Genomic DNA, 15,098 nt, shown 5'->3' with positions numbered 1-15,098 from the left:
GGAAGCTGCGGTGTTCCACCACACGCATCACCGCCCTCGTTCAAGCCGTCCTCACCCTGCATCTGGCCAGCTCAGACCGAGGATGAAAAACGCTCATTGTGCCGATCCGCCCACTGACCGAATTCGGCAGCCGGTTCCGGGCATTGAAGAGCCTCCTCCCCGGGGCCCAGTCTGGAAACAGCGAAGAGCCCTCGAAGCGAACGGAGACATCGCGCGATGGTCAGCGACGTGATCGACCGCAACGACCGGTTCCGGGGAATTCTGGACCGGCTCGCGACCAAGTCGATCGACGACTACTACAACCCGTACCGGCTGTTCGAGTGGCCGGAGCGGCTCCCCGAGGACATGTGGTGGATGAGCCCCGAACTCACCACCACGTACGGTACGGAATGGGCCGACAAGCTCACGCCGCAGCAGCTCCACACCCTTTCCAAGCACGAGAGCATCAATTTCTACAGCCTCAACGTGCACGGAATCCGGGAACTGCTCATCGAGGTGGTCAACCGTATCCACACCGCCGGTTTCGAAACGCCGTCGGAGTTCTTCCACCACTTCATCGGTGAGGAGAACGAGCACATGTGGTTCTTCGCCGAATTCTGCCTCCGCTACGGCGGGAGGATCTACCGGCAGCCGGCCGGCGGCGCGGAGACGGCCGCGCCCTCGGACAAGATCCAGAGCCTGCTGGTCTTCGCCCGCATCCTGATCTTCGAGGAGCTGGTCGACCACTTCAACTCGGCGATGGCCGAGGACGAGCGGCTGCACGAGACGATCCGCGGCATCAACCGCATCCACCACCAGGACGAGTCCCGGCACATCGCCTTCGGCCGCGAACTGGTCAACCTCCTCCACCAGGACCTCAGGCAGACCGCCACCGAGGAGGAGCTGGACCAGGTCTCCGCCTATCTGCGCCGCTACATGAAGCACAGCTTCGAGTCCCTCTACCACCCCCAGGTCTACCGCGACGCCGGCCTGGAGCGCCCGCACGAGCTGCGCCGGGCCCTGCTCGAATCCCCGGCCCGCGCCGAGGCCGAGCTGCGCACCTTCCGCAAGACCGCCAAGTACCTGGAGAAGACGGGAATCGTCCGATGAACCGCCTGACCGGGAGCGACGGCGTCCCCGCCCTCGCCATCCTCGGGCCCGGGGCCACCCGGCTCGTCCGGGAGCTGGACGGGGTCTTCGCCGGCTGGGGGCTCGCGGACGGTGCCGAGGAGATCAGCGCCCCGCCGCTCTTCCCGGTGACCGACCTGGAGAAGTTCGACGTCTACACCAACTTCCCCCACCTCGCCTGGGTCGCCGGTTCGCTCGACCTGACCGAGGACCGGTTCAAGCCGGTGGAGGGGAGGTTCGGACCCGGCGCGGTCGCCGAGGCGCGGTACGGGCTCCCGCACGCCACCTGCTACGGCGCGTACCTCTTCCACGAGGGCGGGCAGGTCGCCGACGACGCCCTGGTCACCCTGGTCAACCGCTGCTTCCGCAACGAGGACCACTACGGCGGTCTGCGCCGCCTCGCCAGCTTCCAGATGCGCGAGGTCGTCGCGCTCGGCGGCTTCGAGCACACCCAGCGGGTCCTGGCCCGCTTCACCGGACGCATCCAGGCCTTCGCCGCCGCGCTCGGCGTCGAGCTGGGCAGGGAGGCGGCGGGCGACCCGTTCTTCCGGAACGACGGCGGCCGCGCGCTGATGCAGAAGCTCAGCCCGGTGAAGTACGAGTTCCAGTACGGCGACCTGGCGATCGCCTCCGTCAACACCCACCGCAACTTCTTCGGCGAGCGCTGCGGGATCAGGCTCGCATCCGGGGAGCACGCCTACACCTCCTGCGTGGCCTTCGGCCTGGAGCGCTGGCTCGCCGTCCTGACCGAGCGCTTCGAGGACGACCTCGACGCCGCGCTCGACGCGGTACGGGCTGCCGCGGCGGAGGTCGCCGCGGGTGCCGGTGCCGTCGAGGCCGCCGCGGGTGCCGGTGCCACGAGTGCCGCTGCCGCTGGTGCCGCCGCCGTCGAAGTGTCGTGACCCGGACCCTCGTCGGCGTCGACCTCGTCCCCCTCTCCCGGGTCCGCGAACTCCTCGGCCCCGACACCGGTACCGGTACCGGCCTCGTTACCGGCTCCGGCTCCGGCTCCGGCTCCGGCTCGGGCTCCGGCTCGGGCTCCGGCCCCGGCTCCGGCTCCGGCCCCGGCTCGGGCTCCGGCACCGGTTCCGGGGCGCTCCTCCGGCGGTTCCTCTCCTCCGAGGAGCTGGCCGCCTCCCGGACCCCGGACGGCGCGCCCGACCCGTCGGGGATCGCCGGGCGCCTCGCCGCCAAGGAGGCCGTCTTCAAGCTCCTCGGCTCCGTCGGGAAGCCCCTCCCCTGGCAGGGCATCGAGGTCCTGCGCGGCCCCGGCGGCCGGCCCGGGGTCCGGCTCTCCGGCCGGGCGGCCGAGCTGGCCCGTACCGCCGGGATCGGACCGATCGACGTCAGCATCAGCCACGACGCGGGCTTCGCGATCGCCGTCGCGGCCGCCACCGTCCCGTACGACCGCACCTCCTCCGCACGCGCGCACGACCGCCCCGTTCCGCTGGATCAGTGACCACGAAGGGAATGCCATGAGTTCCGCAGGTATCGACAAGGTCCGGGACTGGATCCTCGGCCGCCACCCCGAGCGCACCGAACTCGCCTCCGACGTCGACCTCATCGAGAGCCGCCTCGTCGACTCGCTCGCCTTCGTCGAGCTCGTCTACACGATCGAGGACGCCGCGGGCGTCGAGATCGACTTCGACAACATCGACATCGAGGACTTCCAGACCCTCGCCACCATCGAGAAGGCCTTCTTCGCCTGATCCCGCTCCGCCCGATCCCGAGGAGGGGTCTTCACCATGGACGCAGTCTCGTACACCGCACAGTGGATGGCCGCGGCCCGCGCCGAGGAGTCCGAGCGCGAGGACGCGCTGTTCACCGACCCGTTCGCCCGCGAACTGGCCGCGCCCCGGGGCTTCGAGCTGATCGAGCGCTACGCCGGCGGCGGCCTGCTGCCGTTCATCTCCATCCGGACCCGGTTCCTGGACGACGCGATCCGGGACGTCCTCGCCGGGGGCGAGGTCCGGCAGGTCGTGCTGATCGCGGCGGGCATGGACACCCGCGCGTTCCGGCTCGACTGGCCGGACGGCGTCGAGCTCTACGAGGTCGACCACGCCCTCCTGACCGCCGAGAAGCGCCGCCGGCTCGACGCCCTCGGGGCCGAGCCGCGCGTCGACCGGCGCGAGGTCGCCGCCGACCTCACCCAGGAGTGGCTGCCCGCCCTGGAGGCCGCCGGCTTCGACCGCGACCGCCCGACCCTGTGGGTCGCCGAGGCGCTGACCTTCTTCCTCACCGAGGAGCAGGCCGCCGGGCTGCTGCGGCTGCTCGCCTCCGCCTCGGCCCCCGGCAGCCACCTGGCCTTCGACATCCTGGGCCGCGCCCTGCTGCGCAGCCCGTTCTCGAAGCGCTTCCTGGACACCCTCGCCGCCGACGGCACGCCGTGGATCTTCGGCACCGACGAGCCCGAGGAGTTCCTGACCGCGAACGGCTGGAAGACCACCGACCTGCGGGAGCCGGGCCAGCCCGGCGCGGGCGAGGGCCGCTGGCCGTACGACGTCCAGCCGAGGGACCGGCGCGGCGCCAACCGGCTGTGGCTGATCCGCGCCGAGGTCGTGAAGTCCTGATGAGCCTGCCGACCGCCGACCACCGGACGACCACTGATCCCCGGTCGGCCACTGCCCCCCGGCCGGCCACTGCCCCCCGGCCGGCCACTGCCCCCCGGCCGGCCACTGCCCCCCGGACGACCGCTGATCCCCGGCCGGCCACCGACCGCCGTCCGGCCGGGGACCGTCCGATCACCCTGGAGCGGATCGAGTCGTACCTGCCCGAGCGCAGCGTGCGGATCGAGGAGCTGGGCGAACGCCTCGGACTGCACCGGGCGCAGCTCGGCGTCTTCCGCAAGTTCTACGGCCTGGACCGGCTCCGGTACGACCCCGGGCTGCCGCTGCTCGACCTGCTGCGGCCCGCCGCGCGCGGCGCCCTGGCCGCCCTCCCCGAGGGCGGCCGGGTGGACTACCTGGCCTACGCCCACGTCACCCAGGCGGTCGCCCCCGCCCACGTGGACGTCGCCCGGGAGATCGGCGACGCCCTCGGGCTCGCCGACGCCGAGGCCTTCGGCCTCAGCCACCAGGCCTGCGTCAGCAGCCTCGGCGCCATCGAGGTGCTCGGCGAACTGCTCCGCGCGGAGGGCGGCGAGGGCGCGTACGCCCTCATGGTCACCGGCGAGCAGGCGTACTCGCCGGTCGTCCAGCACGTCCCCAACACCTCGATCATGGCCGACGCCGCCGCCTCCTGCCTGATCACCCTGGACGGCGAGGGCGACGTGGTCCGGTCCTTCGCCACCCGGACCCTGGGCGAGTACGCCCAGTGGCTGGAACTGACCCCCGAGCAGAACACCGAGTTCGGGGAGCGGTACGGCGGCCGGATCGCGGAGGTCATCCACCAGGCGGTGGAGGAGGCCGGGCTGACCCTCGACGACGTCGAGCTGGTGATCCCGCACAACGTCAACAAGCTGGCCTGGCGGCAGACGATCAAGGAGCTGGGGGTGGCGCCGGAGAAGGTCTTCCTGGACAACGTCCCCCGCTACAGCCACACCTTCGCCTCCGACGTCTTCGTCAACTACACCACCCTGCGCGACGAGGGCCGGCTGGTGGACGGCGCCCCCTACCTCCTCGTCTCCGTCGGCCTGGGCGCCACCTTCGGCGCCATGGTCATCACCCACCGGGCGGGAGGCGGCACCCGATGAACCGTCAGGAACTGGTCCTCACCATCGAGAAGGCGCTCGGCGAGGTCCTGGAGCGGCCCGTCACCGGGCTCACGGAGGAGACCGCGCTCTTCGACGAGCTCCAGCTCACCTCCCTCGCCGTCCTGGGGCTCCTCATGACCGTCGAGGAGGCGACCGGGATCTCGGTCGACCCGGAGGCGCTCGACATCGACCACCTGCGGACCGTGGGCTCCTTCGCCGACTACGTCGAGGCCGCCCTCCGCGAAGAGGAGGGCACGCCATGAGCGGACTCGCCGTACGGGCCGCCGCCGCGGTCCGCTCGCCCGGGAGGCGGGAGCCGGACGACCGGCGGGCCGCGCTCGACTACTTCCGCGACCTGCTCGCCCCCTTCGGGGAGAAGCCGGACGAGGAGCTGTTCGACGGCGGCCCGCACGTCCGGCACCGCGACCTCGCGGACCTGCTCGTCGCCGACGAGGGCGTCGGCGGCAGCAGGCCCGAGCTCCTGATCGTCACCCACGCCCTCCCGGACGTGGTGCCGTTCACCGCCGTCGCGCCGTACCTCACCGACCGCCTCGGCGGCCGGGCGGCCAACTTCGCGATCGCCCAGCAGGGCCTGGCCGCGCCCTTCACCGCGCTGCGGATCGCCTCGGCGTACGCGAGGGCGGGGCGGGCGGCGGAGGTCGTGATCGCGGTCCTCGAACAGACCACCCTGCCGACGCCCTTCCCGCTGGTACGGGACGCCCTGCCCGTACGGGACGACCCGCCGGTACGGGACGACCCGCCGGTACGGAACGACCCGCCCGTACGGGACGACCCGCCGGCGCAGGGCGTCCCGCTGGTCGACTCGGCCGCCGCGCTCGTCCTCGGGACCGGGGAGGACGGCGGGGACGGGAACGGCCCCCGTTTCGTCCGCGCCCGCTCGGCCGGTTCGCCGGCGGACGCCCTCGGCCGGGAGCCCGCCGAGGACGGCACGCTCCTCGTGCTCGGCCCCTGGGTCACCGGGGACGTCCCCGAGCACGCCGGTCCGGTGCACCGGGTGGCCCCGGGCAGCTACTGCACCAGCCTCTGGCTGGACCTCGCCGACCACTGGCGGGAGTGGGGGCGCGACCACCGGCGGATCGTGCTGTGCGACACGGACCCGCGCTCCGGCCGTACGCACACGGCGCTCTTCGCGGGCGGCGAGTCGTAACACCCGTACTCCGGCGGGCCGCCGCGCCCCCGCCCCACCCGGGGGCGCGACGGCCCTCCCGGCTCCGGCGCACGACCCACGAGGCAACCGAAGGGAAGGCTGGAACACCATGACCACGGCTGAGCGGCGGACCGTCAGGCTGGACTCCGCGCGGGCCGGGAGGGGCCCGGCGACCTGGGGCCAGCGGGCCATCTGGGGCGTCGTCACCCGGCTCGGCGACGACGCCCCCCGGTACAACCTGCCGGTCCACCTCCCCGTCTCCCCGCCCCGCCCGGTGGACCGCGTGCTCGCGGACCTGACCGAGCTGCTGCTGCTCCACGACAGCCTGCACACCCGCTTCCTGCCGGACGGCGAGGACGGTCTCGAACAGGTCGTGGACGGCAGCGGGGAACTCCCCGTGGAGATCCGCACGGGCCCGGCGGAACGCTCCGGGGAGGACGGCGCCGCCCTCCTCGGCGAGCTGGCCGGACGCCCCTTCGACCACACCCGGGAATGGCCCCTGCGGGTCGGTCTGGTCGAGTCCGGCGGCCTGGTCCACCGGCTCGTCCTGGCCGGGGCGCACACCGGCATGGACTACTGGGGCCTCGGCCGGCTCCTGCGCGACCTGGAGGCCGTGCAGGCGGGGGAGACCGCCGCGTCGCTGCGCGCCGCGCGTCCCGCCCTCCAGCCCCTGGAGGCCGCCGGCGTCCAGGCCTCGCCGCTCGGCCGCCGCCGCGACGAGGCCGCCCGCCGGCACTGGATCGAGCAGCTGACCGCCGGGCCCCGGCGGATCTTCCGGGAGCCGGCGGCGCCGGAGCTCGCGGACGTCCCGGACCGCAGGTTCCCCAACGCGCTGCTGCGCTCGCCCGCCCTCGCGGTCGCCGTCGGACGGGTCGCGGCGGAGCTGGAGGTCAGCGACGCCGCCGTGCTCCTCGGGGCCGCCGCCCACCAGCTCGCCCGGATGTCCGGGAGCGCCGACGTGCTCTTCCAGGTCGTCGTGGGCAACCGCTTCCAGCCGGCCGCCGCCGCCTCGGTCAGCACCGTGGCGCAGGAGGCGCTGTTCCGGCTCACGGACGCGGACCGGGACTTCGAGGACGCCGTGCGCCGGACCCGGTCCGTCGCCCTCAACGCGTTCCGGCACGCCGCGTACGACAAGTGGGCGCTCGACCGCGAGGTGGCGCTCCTCGTGGAGAAGGGGGAGGCGGCCGACCACTCGTACTGGTGGAACGACACCCGCGACCCCGGCGTCGGGCCCTTCGACGGGGTCGAGAAGCCCAGGGCCCCGCTGAGCGAGCTGATCGGCCGGACCGAACTGCGCTGGCCGACGGAGTTCCCGGCCCGCAGGAACGTCTCGATGGCGGTGGACGTGCTGACCGCCCCGGGCGCCCTGGACCTCGCCATGACCGCAGACCCGGCGGTGGTCGACCGCGCGGGCATGGAGAGGTTCCTGCGCGGGGTCGAGCGGCTGGTCGTCGCCGAGGCGATCGCGCTGGGGGACTGATGGCACCGGTGACGAAGAGGTACGCGGGGATCGCCTGGACCGCCGAGGGCTACCGGGTCGAGGTCCTGGACGGCACCGGCCGCCCCGTGGCGGAGCCGCGCGACTGGGGCGCCGCCCGGGTCGCCGAACTCATCGCCTGGCTCGGGGACCTCGACGGCGACGAGCCCCCGGCCGTGGTCCTGGACAGCACCAACGGCCTGCTCGACGGCCCCATGACCGCCGCCGGCCTGGAGGTCCACCGCGCGGACCCCTGGCTGCTTCCGCCCCGGCCGCGCTTCGGCTCCGTCACGGCCCGGCAGCTCGCGGAACGGGCCCTGGCCGCGCCCGGCGGCCTCGCCCGGGTGACCGCCGAGGGCGGCACCCTGACCGGCCGCGCCGAGGAGTACTTCGAGGGCGTACGGCGCGGGGAACCGGCGCAGAAGGCCCTGACGGCGGCCGGGCGCTGCTTCGAGCACGGCCGCCGGGACGTCCCCAAGGTGGCGCTCACCTTCGACGACGGCCCCGACCCGGTCTTCACCCGGCAGGTCCTGGAGATCCTGGCCCGCTACGGGGCCCGGGCCACCTTCTTCTGCGTCGGCCACCACGTCGCCGCGCTGCCCGACGAGGTCCGCCGGATCGTGGCGAGCGGCCACGGCCTCGGCAACCACTCCTGGTCGCACCCCTTCCTGTTCGACCTGACGCCGGAGCAGCTGCGCGAGCAGATCGACCGGACGACGGAGGAGCTGGACCGGGTGGCCGGCACGGCCCCGGCCTGGTTCCGGCCGCCGTACGGGGCGCTGAGCCCCGAGGTGCTGGCCGCCCTGGACGGGCACCCGGCCGCCCTGGCGATGTGGGACGTGGACGCCCGCGACTGGTCGCGGCCGGGGCCCGAGCAGATCGCCAAGACCGTCCTGGAGGGCGTCGGGCCCGGCTCGGTGGTCCTGATGCACGAGGGCGCCGGGGACCGCAGCCAGACCGTGGCGGCCCTCCCGGCGATCGTCGAGGGCCTGCTCGAACGCGGCCTGGAACCCGTCCCGCTGGCGGAGCTCGCCGCCCCGCCCGGCCCCGGAGGCCACTGAACCCCCGCACCGCGTATCGCGCACCGCGACCAACGACCGGAGGACTGAAGGGTCATGGAAGAACGCTTGGCAGAACCCGTGGAGGCGGCGGCCCCGCCGGTGAAGGACGGGTCCGGCGAAGGGCCGCCGCCGGGAGCGGGGGCGACGGGACCGTCCCCGGACGAACCGGCGATCTGGTCCCGCAACTTCCGGTACTACTTCACCGCCCGCAGCGCCGGCCTGCTCAGCTGGGCCATGCTGCCGGTCGCGGTCGCGGCCGGTCTGCTCAGCGGCGGGTACGGCCTGGACACCGCCGGGTACTCGATGGCCTTCCTGGTCGCCCCGTTCGCCGGTCTCGTGCTCTTCGGCGGGGTGCTCGCCGACCGGTTCACCGCCCGCCGCATGATGATCATCGCGGACCTGGCCAACCTCGTCGCCCACGTCCTGCTCGCCCTCCTCTTCCTCCACGGCATCGACCACCTCTGGCAGCTGTACGCGCTGCTCGTCGTCGCCGGCACCGCCAACGCCCTGTTCCAGCCGGGCGCCTCCTCGACCGTCCCCCTGGTCTCCCGCGACGTGCAGGGCGCCAACGGCGTGCTGCGCACCTCCGAGGCGATCACCGGCCTCGGCGGTCCGGCCCTGGCCGGCGCCCTGGTCGGCTTCGGGTCCACCGGCTGGGTCATGGTGATCTCCGCCGTCGCCTACGGCACCAGCGCGATCTGCCTGTTCGCCCTCCGGCTCGGCGTGGTGCCCGCCCCGCCGGCCGGTGAGAGCCTGTGGCGCAACCTGGTCGTCGGCTGGCAGGAGTTCCGCTCCCGGAGCTGGCTCTGGGGCGTGATCCTGATCTGGATGTTCTACGCGGTGCTCTCCTGGGGGCCGCAGCTCTCGGTGGCCGCCGGCGTCATCGTGCCCGAGCACGGCGCGAGCGCCTTCGGCCTGATCAACGCCGCGCTCGGCGCCGGAACCGTGGCCGGCGGGCTCCTCGCGATCCGCTACAAGCCCCAGCGGCCGCTCGCCGCCGGGGCCGTGGCGATGATGGCGTACCCGCTCTACCCGCTCGGCATCGTGCTCGGCTGGCCGGTCTGGCTGCTCATCGCCGCGCAGGTCCTGGTCGGGGCCGGCATCGGGGTCTGGGGCGTCATGTGGGCCACCAGCGTGCAGACCCAGGTGCCGGGCGAGGTCCTGAACCGCGTCCACGCCTACGAGGTCGCGGGCTCCGTCGGCATGTACCCGATCGGCAGCGCGCTCGCCGGGCCCGCCGTCGGCGCGTTCGGCACCGACACGGTCCTCGTGGTGGGCGTCGTGGTCTCCTTCCTCACCGCCACCGCGCTCCTGGCGGCCCGCCCGATCCGCACCCTGCGCCGTGTCCCGGACCGCGCCTGACGGGGGCCGTACGCCCGTGCCCGTGTCCGACCGGGGCCGTACGCCCGCCTCCGGCGGGTCCCGCACGCCCGTGCCCGTGTCCGGTCGTATCCGCACGCCCGTCGGCGGCGTGCACCACCTGGTCGCCCGGAACGAGGAGGTGCTCGGCGCGCTGCCCGTCGCCGACGCGGACCGGGCGGCCGCCGCCGGGCTGCCGCCGTGGCGGGCGGCGGAGCACCTGGCCTCTCGGGCGCTGCTGCGGTTCCTGCTGCGGGAGGTCGGCGAGGACGCCGGGGGCGGGCCGGTCGCCGCGCTCCCGGGCGGCCGCCCGTACCTGCCCGGGCGGCCCGGCCTGGGGGTGAGCCTCTCGCACTCCTCCGGCTGGGTCGCGGCGGCCGTCGGCCGGGGCCGGGGCGTCGGCGTCGACGTGCAGGTCCCGGCCGTCGTGGGCGACCGGCTGCTGCGGCTCTGCTGCCGGCCCGGGGACGCCGACGTCCTGGCCGCCCTGCCCGAGGAGGCGCGCAGACGGGAGTTCGCCCGGGTCTTCGCCGTCCAGGAGGCCTGTGTGAAGGCCGTGGGGGAGGGGTTCGCGGGCCGCCCCTGGACCGTGCCCGTCCCCCTGGGCGGGCGGACGGGCGCCTGGAACCGCGTCCGGTGGGCCGTCCCGCGCGACGACGGCGACGCGGTACCGGTCGCCTGCGCCTGGACCGTACCGCCGGTGCCGGTGCCGGTACGGATCAGAAGACCGGCAGGGCCGTGAGAGTGGTGCCGTCCATGAGGAGGACCCGGTCGGCGTCGCCCCCGATCCAGTACGCCTCGGGGGGTCGTCGTGGCACAGCGGTTCCATGCCCGTACCCCCCCGGTCCGTGATGAGCAGGAACCGATCCTGCTCAGGGGGCCCCATGGCGCCGGGACCGGGCCGCGCGCGGGCGGATCCGGCGGCGGGGACGTGCCCCGCCGCCGGATCCCGTTCCGTGCGTCCGTTCGGCCGCCGGTCAGTCGCCGTGGCCGGTGCCTCCGCTGCCGAAGCCGCCGCTGGAGATGCCGCCCCACTTGCGCTTCTCCTCGTCCGGCGGCTGGGGCGAGGTCTCGGTGCCGGAGTGCTTGAGCTGGTACGGCATGAGCCGGTGCTCGGCGTCGGTCCGCGGCATCTCGGCCCCCTGCCGGTACTCGGTCGCCTCGCCGGGCAGGGAGCCGTCGTCCGGCCGGTGCGGCTGCTCCTCGGGCTTCGGCGGCGCGGGCTCCTGGTTGCGGACCCGGAAGCCGAACCAGAAGGCGCTGAGGAGGACGGCGACGACGATGAGTCCGCCGAGAACCTGTGCCAGGCCGGACTGCCAAACTCCAGCCGCCAGGTTCTCTGCTGCGCTGAGAGTGTTCATGTCTACGGATTACCCGATTCCGCTTCTTTGGATGCGCCGGGAAGGCATCTCTTCGGATTTATCTGAAACACGCGGCGGTCGCCCGGAGTGACCGCACGGTGCGCCGGCGCCTGGAGCGCACCCCGCTCCCGTACCCCCTACTTCGCGTCCGAGTACCGCTCCCCCTACTTCGCGTCCGAGTACCGCTCCACCGTCGCCGTCGTGAACGGGAACCGCACCGGCGTGTCCCCGAACGCGATCCGTCCCGCCTCGTCCCCGGCCGCCCGGACCGCCTCCGTGACGGCCTCCGCCTCCTCCGCCGGGCAGTGCACGATCACCTCGTCGTGCTGGAAGAACACCAGCTCCGCCCGCATCCCGGCGAGGGAGCGCCGCAGGGCCGCCAGCATCAGGAGCGCCCACTCGGCGGCGCTGCCCTGGACGACGAAGTTCCGGGTGAAGCGGCCCCGCGCCCGCGTGTTCCCCGAGGCGTACCCGGGGGTGAACTCGCCCTCGTCGGCGACCGGTTCGGGACCGTCGTCCTGGGGCAGGCCCGCCTCGTCGGCGTCGCCCGCGCCGACCGCGGGCGGGCTGGTCCTGCCCAGCCAGGTCCGGACGAGCCGGCCCTCCTCGCCCGCCTTCGCCGCGTCGTCGACGTACGCCACGGCGAGCGGGAAGCGGCGGCGCAGCGCCGCCAGGTTCTTCAGGCCGTCGCCGCTGGTCTGCCCGTAGACCGCGCCCAGGAGCGCGAGCTTGGCGTGCTCGCGGTCGCCGGAGAAGGCGCGGGCCGACAGCCGGGAGTACAGGTCGTCGGGGTGGCCCGCGACCTCCATCAGGCCCGGGTCGCGGGAGATCGCGGCGAGGACGCGCGGCTCCATCTGGTCGGCGTCGGCCACGACGAGCCGCCAGCCCTCGTCGGCGACCACGGCCCGCCGGATCACCTTCGGGATCTGCAGGGCCCCGCCGCCGTTGGTCGTCCAGCGCCCGCTGACCGTGCCCCCGGGCAGGTACTCGGGCCGGAAGCGGCCGTCCCGCACCCAGTCGGCCAGCCACGACCAGCCGTGCGCCGTCCAGATCCGGTACAGCTTCTTGTACGCGATCAGCGGCTCCACCGCCGGGTGGTCGACCCCGCTCAGCTCCCAGCGGCGCGTGGACCGCAGCCGGATCCCGGCCGCCGCGAAGGCCTTCACCACGTCGGCCGGCAGGTCGGGCCGGACGCGCCTCCCGAGGGCCGCGGACACCTCGGCCGCCAGCTCGGCCAGGCGGCGCGGCTCGCCCCCGCCCGCGTACCGCTCGCCGAGCAGGTCGTTCAGCAGCTCCCGGTGCACGTCGGCCCGCCACGGCAGCCCGGCCCGGTGCATCTCGGCGGCCACCAGCATCCCCGCCGACTCGGCGGCCGTCAGCAGCCGCATCCTGCCCGGGTGCTCGACCCGGTCGTGGCGGCGCAGCTGCTCGGCGTAGACCGCGAGGAGCCCCTCGAAGGGCACGGCGGTCACACGGGGCGGCTCGAACAGCGAGTCCTGCGAGCCGGGTTCGGCCGTGCGGGGCGGCGGGTCGGGCGGCACGGGAGCGTTCCGCAGGCGCGCCCAGGCGGCGGCCGCCGAGCGGGGCTCGCCGAGCCGCCCCTCGTACCCGAGGAGCAGCTGCTCGGCGCCCTCCACGTCGTAGCACCGCTCGACCCGCACCCCGGCGGCGAGCAGCCGGGGGTACACCTCGGCCGTCGACCGCCACACCCACCGGGCCACCTCCGGCCGGTCCCGCACGGCCGCCAACAGGTCCGGCTCGCGCCGCACCGGCCCGGCGGGCGCGCCGTCCGGACCGAGGGGCGCGAGCAGGACCCCTTCCCCCTCCTCCTCGGCGGCCAGCGCCCACTTCTCGCTCATGCCGGCGAGTCTGGCAGCCGCCACTGACAGCGCCGGGCCTCCTACGCTGTGGCGCGGACGCGGGACGGATCCGGACGTGGAGGGGGAGGATGATGTACGCGAGGTCCCTGGGGGACGACGGGGCGGAGCTGTGCCCGCTCGAACCGTGGCAGGCGGACGAGTTCCTGGCGCACATGGACCGGGGGCGGGAGTTCATCGGCGCGCGCAACGGACTCCCGGACGTCGTCACCGACCTGGAGTCCAGCCGGGCCTTCCTCCGGACGTACGCGGAGAGGGCGGCGGCCGACACGGGCCGCATCCACGGCATCCGGCTCGACGGGGCCCTGGTCGGCGCCGTGATCCTCCGGACGTTCGACACCGCGAACGGCACGGCCGAGGCGGGCTGCTGGCTGGAGCCGGCCGCGACGGGCCGGGGCCTGGTGACCCGGGCGGCACGGGTGCTCGTCGACTGGGCGATCGAGGTGCGCGGCATCCACCGGGTGGAGTGGGTCGTCTCCTCGGACAACGCCCCGAGCATCGCGGTGGCCCGCCGCCTCGGCATGACCAGGGACGCGGTCCTCCGCGAGAGCCACCCCCACCGGGGCCGGCGCCACGACGAGGAGGTCTGGTCGGTCCTGGCCCCGGACTGGCGGGCGGCGAAGGCGGCGGGAACGGCCGACTGAGGCCGGGACCGGGGCGGTGACCCGGCTCCGACCCCGGCCACCACCCCGTCGTCCCACGATGACCGGTCGCCGGACGTCACGCCACACGGGGAGGGCCCGGGGCGTACGGCGGGGGCTGAGACCATGGGGAGGAGGACGGGCACCGGGACGGAACGGGACGCGAGGACGGCGTGGGCACCACCATCGACAAGGCCTTCGGGGCGCTGTACGCGAGCGACGACGGGTCGCTCGACACGGCGGCCTCGCTGCTCGCCGCCGACCGGGGCGCGGACGCGGAGCTGGAGCGGCGCGGCGAGGAGTTCGTGAGGACGCTGTGGGCGCGCGGCTGGCAGCCCGCCGACCTCGTCCGCGCGGCCCGCCGGGACCTCGCGGACGAGCACGTACGGCTCCTCGCGGGCCTGGTCAGGACGGAGACGGCGGGGTACGGGCGGCTGCCGCACCGCTGGGAGGCGCAGCTCGCCGAGCTGCCCGAGGGCCCCGGCCGTCCCACGGACCGCTTCTCTTACGCGACCGCCGTCCTGGAGCTGTACCGGCTGCTCGTACGGCTGCCGCGCCTGGACGCGGTCGGCCCGGCGCCGGGCGAGGCGCTGCCGCCGCCGGCGGCGGGGGAGCCCCGGATGCTGGGCCGGATCAGGGCGCTGCTCGCGAAGGCGGAGGCGACCGGGTACCCGGAGGAGGCGGAGGCGCTGACCGCCAAGGCGCAGGAGCTGATGGCCCGGCACAGCCTGGACGAGGCGTCGCTCGCGGCGGGGGCGCCGTCCCCGGAGGCGCCCGGCGCGATCCGGATCGGGGTGGACCCGCCGTACGAGCAGGCGAAGGCGATCCTCCTCGACGCGGTGGCGACGGCGAACCACTGCCGGGCGGTGTGGAACGAGGCGCACGGCTTCTCGACGGTGGTCGGCTTCGAGTCGGACCTGGACCCGGTGGAGCTCCTGTACACCTCGCTGCTGGTGCAGGGGACGGCGGCGATGACGCGGGCGGAGGCGGAGCAGCGGGCGGGCGGCCGGAAGCGCACGAAGTCCTTCCGGCAGTCCTTCCTGCTCGCGTACGCGAACCGGCTGGGCGCCCGGCTCTCCGCCACGTCCCGCCGGGTGGCCGCCGAGGCCCCGACCCTCCTGCCGGCCCTCGCCTCCCGCGAGGCGGCGGTCACCACCCGCACGGACGAACTCTTCCCGGAGACCCGCACCACCCGCGTCCGCGCCGCCTGGGACGAGGCGGGCTGGACCCACGGCGCCACAGCCGCCGACCGAGCCACCCTCCACCCGGAACGCCGCCGACTGGGAGACGGCACGTAACCCGCCCCCCCGGCACCCCACCCCCCACCCCGCCTCCCGGGGCCCCGCCCCCGGGAGG

At 74.7% G+C, this 15,098-nt stretch carries 16 protein-coding genes and 1 pseudogene; 15 read left to right on the top strand and 2 right to left on the bottom strand.

The annotated features are described in order from the left end of the window. The 13 genes and pseudogenes from OO47_RS36670 to OO47_RS32050 form a co-directional block, all read left to right on the top strand. Positions 1–86: pseudogene (locus OO47_RS36670) on the top strand (IS5/IS1182 family transposase); the annotation flags it as partial. 130 nt (positions 87–216) lie between these two features. Continuing rightward, on the top strand, positions 217–1,089 hold the full coding sequence (locus OO47_RS32105) for a diiron oxygenase (protein ID WP_030219299.1): 873 nt from the start codon (positions 217–219) through the stop codon (positions 1,087–1,089). Beyond that, positions 1,086–2,009, top strand: a complete 924-nt coding sequence (locus tag OO47_RS32100) for a class-II aminoacyl-tRNA synthetase family protein (RefSeq protein ID WP_234323376.1) — start codon at positions 1,086–1,088, stop codon at positions 2,007–2,009. Before OO47_RS32105 ends, OO47_RS32100 begins: the two co-directional genes overlap by 4 nt. Beyond that, positions 2,006–2,566: a holo-ACP synthase gene (locus tag OO47_RS33750; protein ID WP_037624793.1), complete on the top strand. Its 561-nt coding sequence runs from the start codon at positions 2,006–2,008 to the stop codon at positions 2,564–2,566. The genes OO47_RS32100 and OO47_RS33750 overlap by 4 nt, the downstream gene beginning before the upstream one ends. A 16-nt stretch (positions 2,567–2,582) precedes the next feature. Next, entirely contained in the window at positions 2,583–2,816 is a 234-nt protein-coding gene (locus tag OO47_RS32090) for a phosphopantetheine-binding protein (RefSeq protein ID WP_030219305.1), read from the top strand. Between the two features lie 36 nt (positions 2,817–2,852). Continuing rightward, a complete protein-coding gene (locus OO47_RS32085; RefSeq protein ID WP_030219308.1) occupies positions 2,853–3,677 on the top strand; it encodes a class I SAM-dependent methyltransferase in 825 nt (274 codons plus the stop codon). Next, positions 3,677–4,798: a ketoacyl-ACP synthase III family protein gene (locus OO47_RS32080; RefSeq protein ID WP_078490114.1), complete on the top strand. Its 1,122-nt coding sequence runs from the start codon at positions 3,677–3,679 to the stop codon at positions 4,796–4,798. The genes OO47_RS32085 and OO47_RS32080 overlap by 1 nt, the downstream gene beginning before the upstream one ends. Then, positions 4,795–5,061, top strand: coding sequence for an acyl carrier protein (locus OO47_RS32075; protein WP_030219321.1), 267 nt, complete (start codon positions 4,795–4,797; stop codon positions 5,059–5,061). Before OO47_RS32080 ends, OO47_RS32075 begins: the two co-directional genes overlap by 4 nt. Then, positions 5,058–5,966: a hypothetical protein gene (locus OO47_RS32070; RefSeq protein ID WP_030219327.1), complete on the top strand. Its 909-nt coding sequence runs from the start codon at positions 5,058–5,060 to the stop codon at positions 5,964–5,966. Before OO47_RS32075 ends, OO47_RS32070 begins: the two co-directional genes overlap by 4 nt. 109 nt (positions 5,967–6,075) lie before the next feature. Next, positions 6,076–7,446, top strand: coding sequence for a condensation domain-containing protein (locus OO47_RS32065; RefSeq protein WP_030219330.1), 1,371 nt, complete (start codon positions 6,076–6,078; stop codon positions 7,444–7,446). 8 nt (positions 7,447–7,454) lie between these two features. Next, entirely contained in the window at positions 7,455–8,504 is a 1,050-nt protein-coding gene (locus tag OO47_RS32060; RefSeq protein WP_078490116.1) for a polysaccharide deacetylase family protein, read from the top strand. 54 nt (positions 8,505–8,558) lie between these two features. Further along, complete coding sequence (locus OO47_RS32055) at positions 8,559–9,866, top strand: MFS transporter (protein WP_030219334.1); 1,308 nt, start codon at positions 8,559–8,561, stop codon at positions 9,864–9,866. A gap of 76 nt (positions 9,867–9,942) precedes the next feature. After that, complete coding sequence (locus tag OO47_RS32050; RefSeq protein ID WP_234323374.1) at positions 9,943–10,605, top strand: 4'-phosphopantetheinyl transferase family protein; 663 nt, start codon at positions 9,943–9,945, stop codon at positions 10,603–10,605. Positions 10,606–10,840: 235 nt separating this feature from the next. On the opposite strand, the gene OO47_RS32045 is transcribed toward OO47_RS32050, so the two are convergent. Together OO47_RS32045 and OO47_RS32040 are read right to left on the bottom strand one after the other, a co-directional pair. Further along, the gene (locus OO47_RS32045) at positions 10,841–11,224 is read right to left on the bottom strand and encodes a DUF6479 family protein (RefSeq protein ID WP_030219343.1); all 384 of its coding nucleotides are present in this window, start codon (positions 11,222–11,224) and stop codon (positions 10,841–10,843) included. Between the two features lie 164 nt (positions 11,225–11,388). Then, positions 11,389–13,083 carry a bifunctional 3'-5' exonuclease/DNA polymerase gene (locus OO47_RS32040; RefSeq protein WP_030219345.1) on the bottom strand — a complete coding sequence of 565 codons (1,695 nt, stop codon included), beginning with the start codon at positions 13,081–13,083 and terminating at the stop codon, positions 11,389–11,391. Positions 13,084–13,175: 92 nt separating this feature from the next. Between OO47_RS32040 and OO47_RS32035 the strand changes: the two genes are divergently transcribed. Together OO47_RS32035 and OO47_RS32030 are read left to right on the top strand one after the other, a co-directional pair. Further along, positions 13,176–13,745, top strand: coding sequence for a GNAT family N-acetyltransferase (locus tag OO47_RS32035; RefSeq protein ID WP_030219348.1), 570 nt, complete (start codon positions 13,176–13,178; stop codon positions 13,743–13,745). A 170-nt stretch (positions 13,746–13,915) separates the two neighbouring features. Further along, positions 13,916–15,040 (top strand): DUF2786 domain-containing protein, encoded by a 1,125-nt coding sequence (locus tag OO47_RS32030; protein WP_030219351.1) that lies wholly within the window; start codon positions 13,916–13,918, stop codon positions 15,038–15,040. The last annotated feature ends 58 nt before the right edge of the window (positions 15,041–15,098 follow it).

Source organism: Streptomyces bikiniensis, from assembly GCF_000716625.1.
Taxonomy (GTDB): domain Bacteria; phylum Actinomycetota; class Actinomycetes; order Streptomycetales; family Streptomycetaceae; genus Streptomyces; species Streptomyces bikiniensis.
This window is presented reverse-complemented; position numbering and strand designations above follow the sequence as displayed.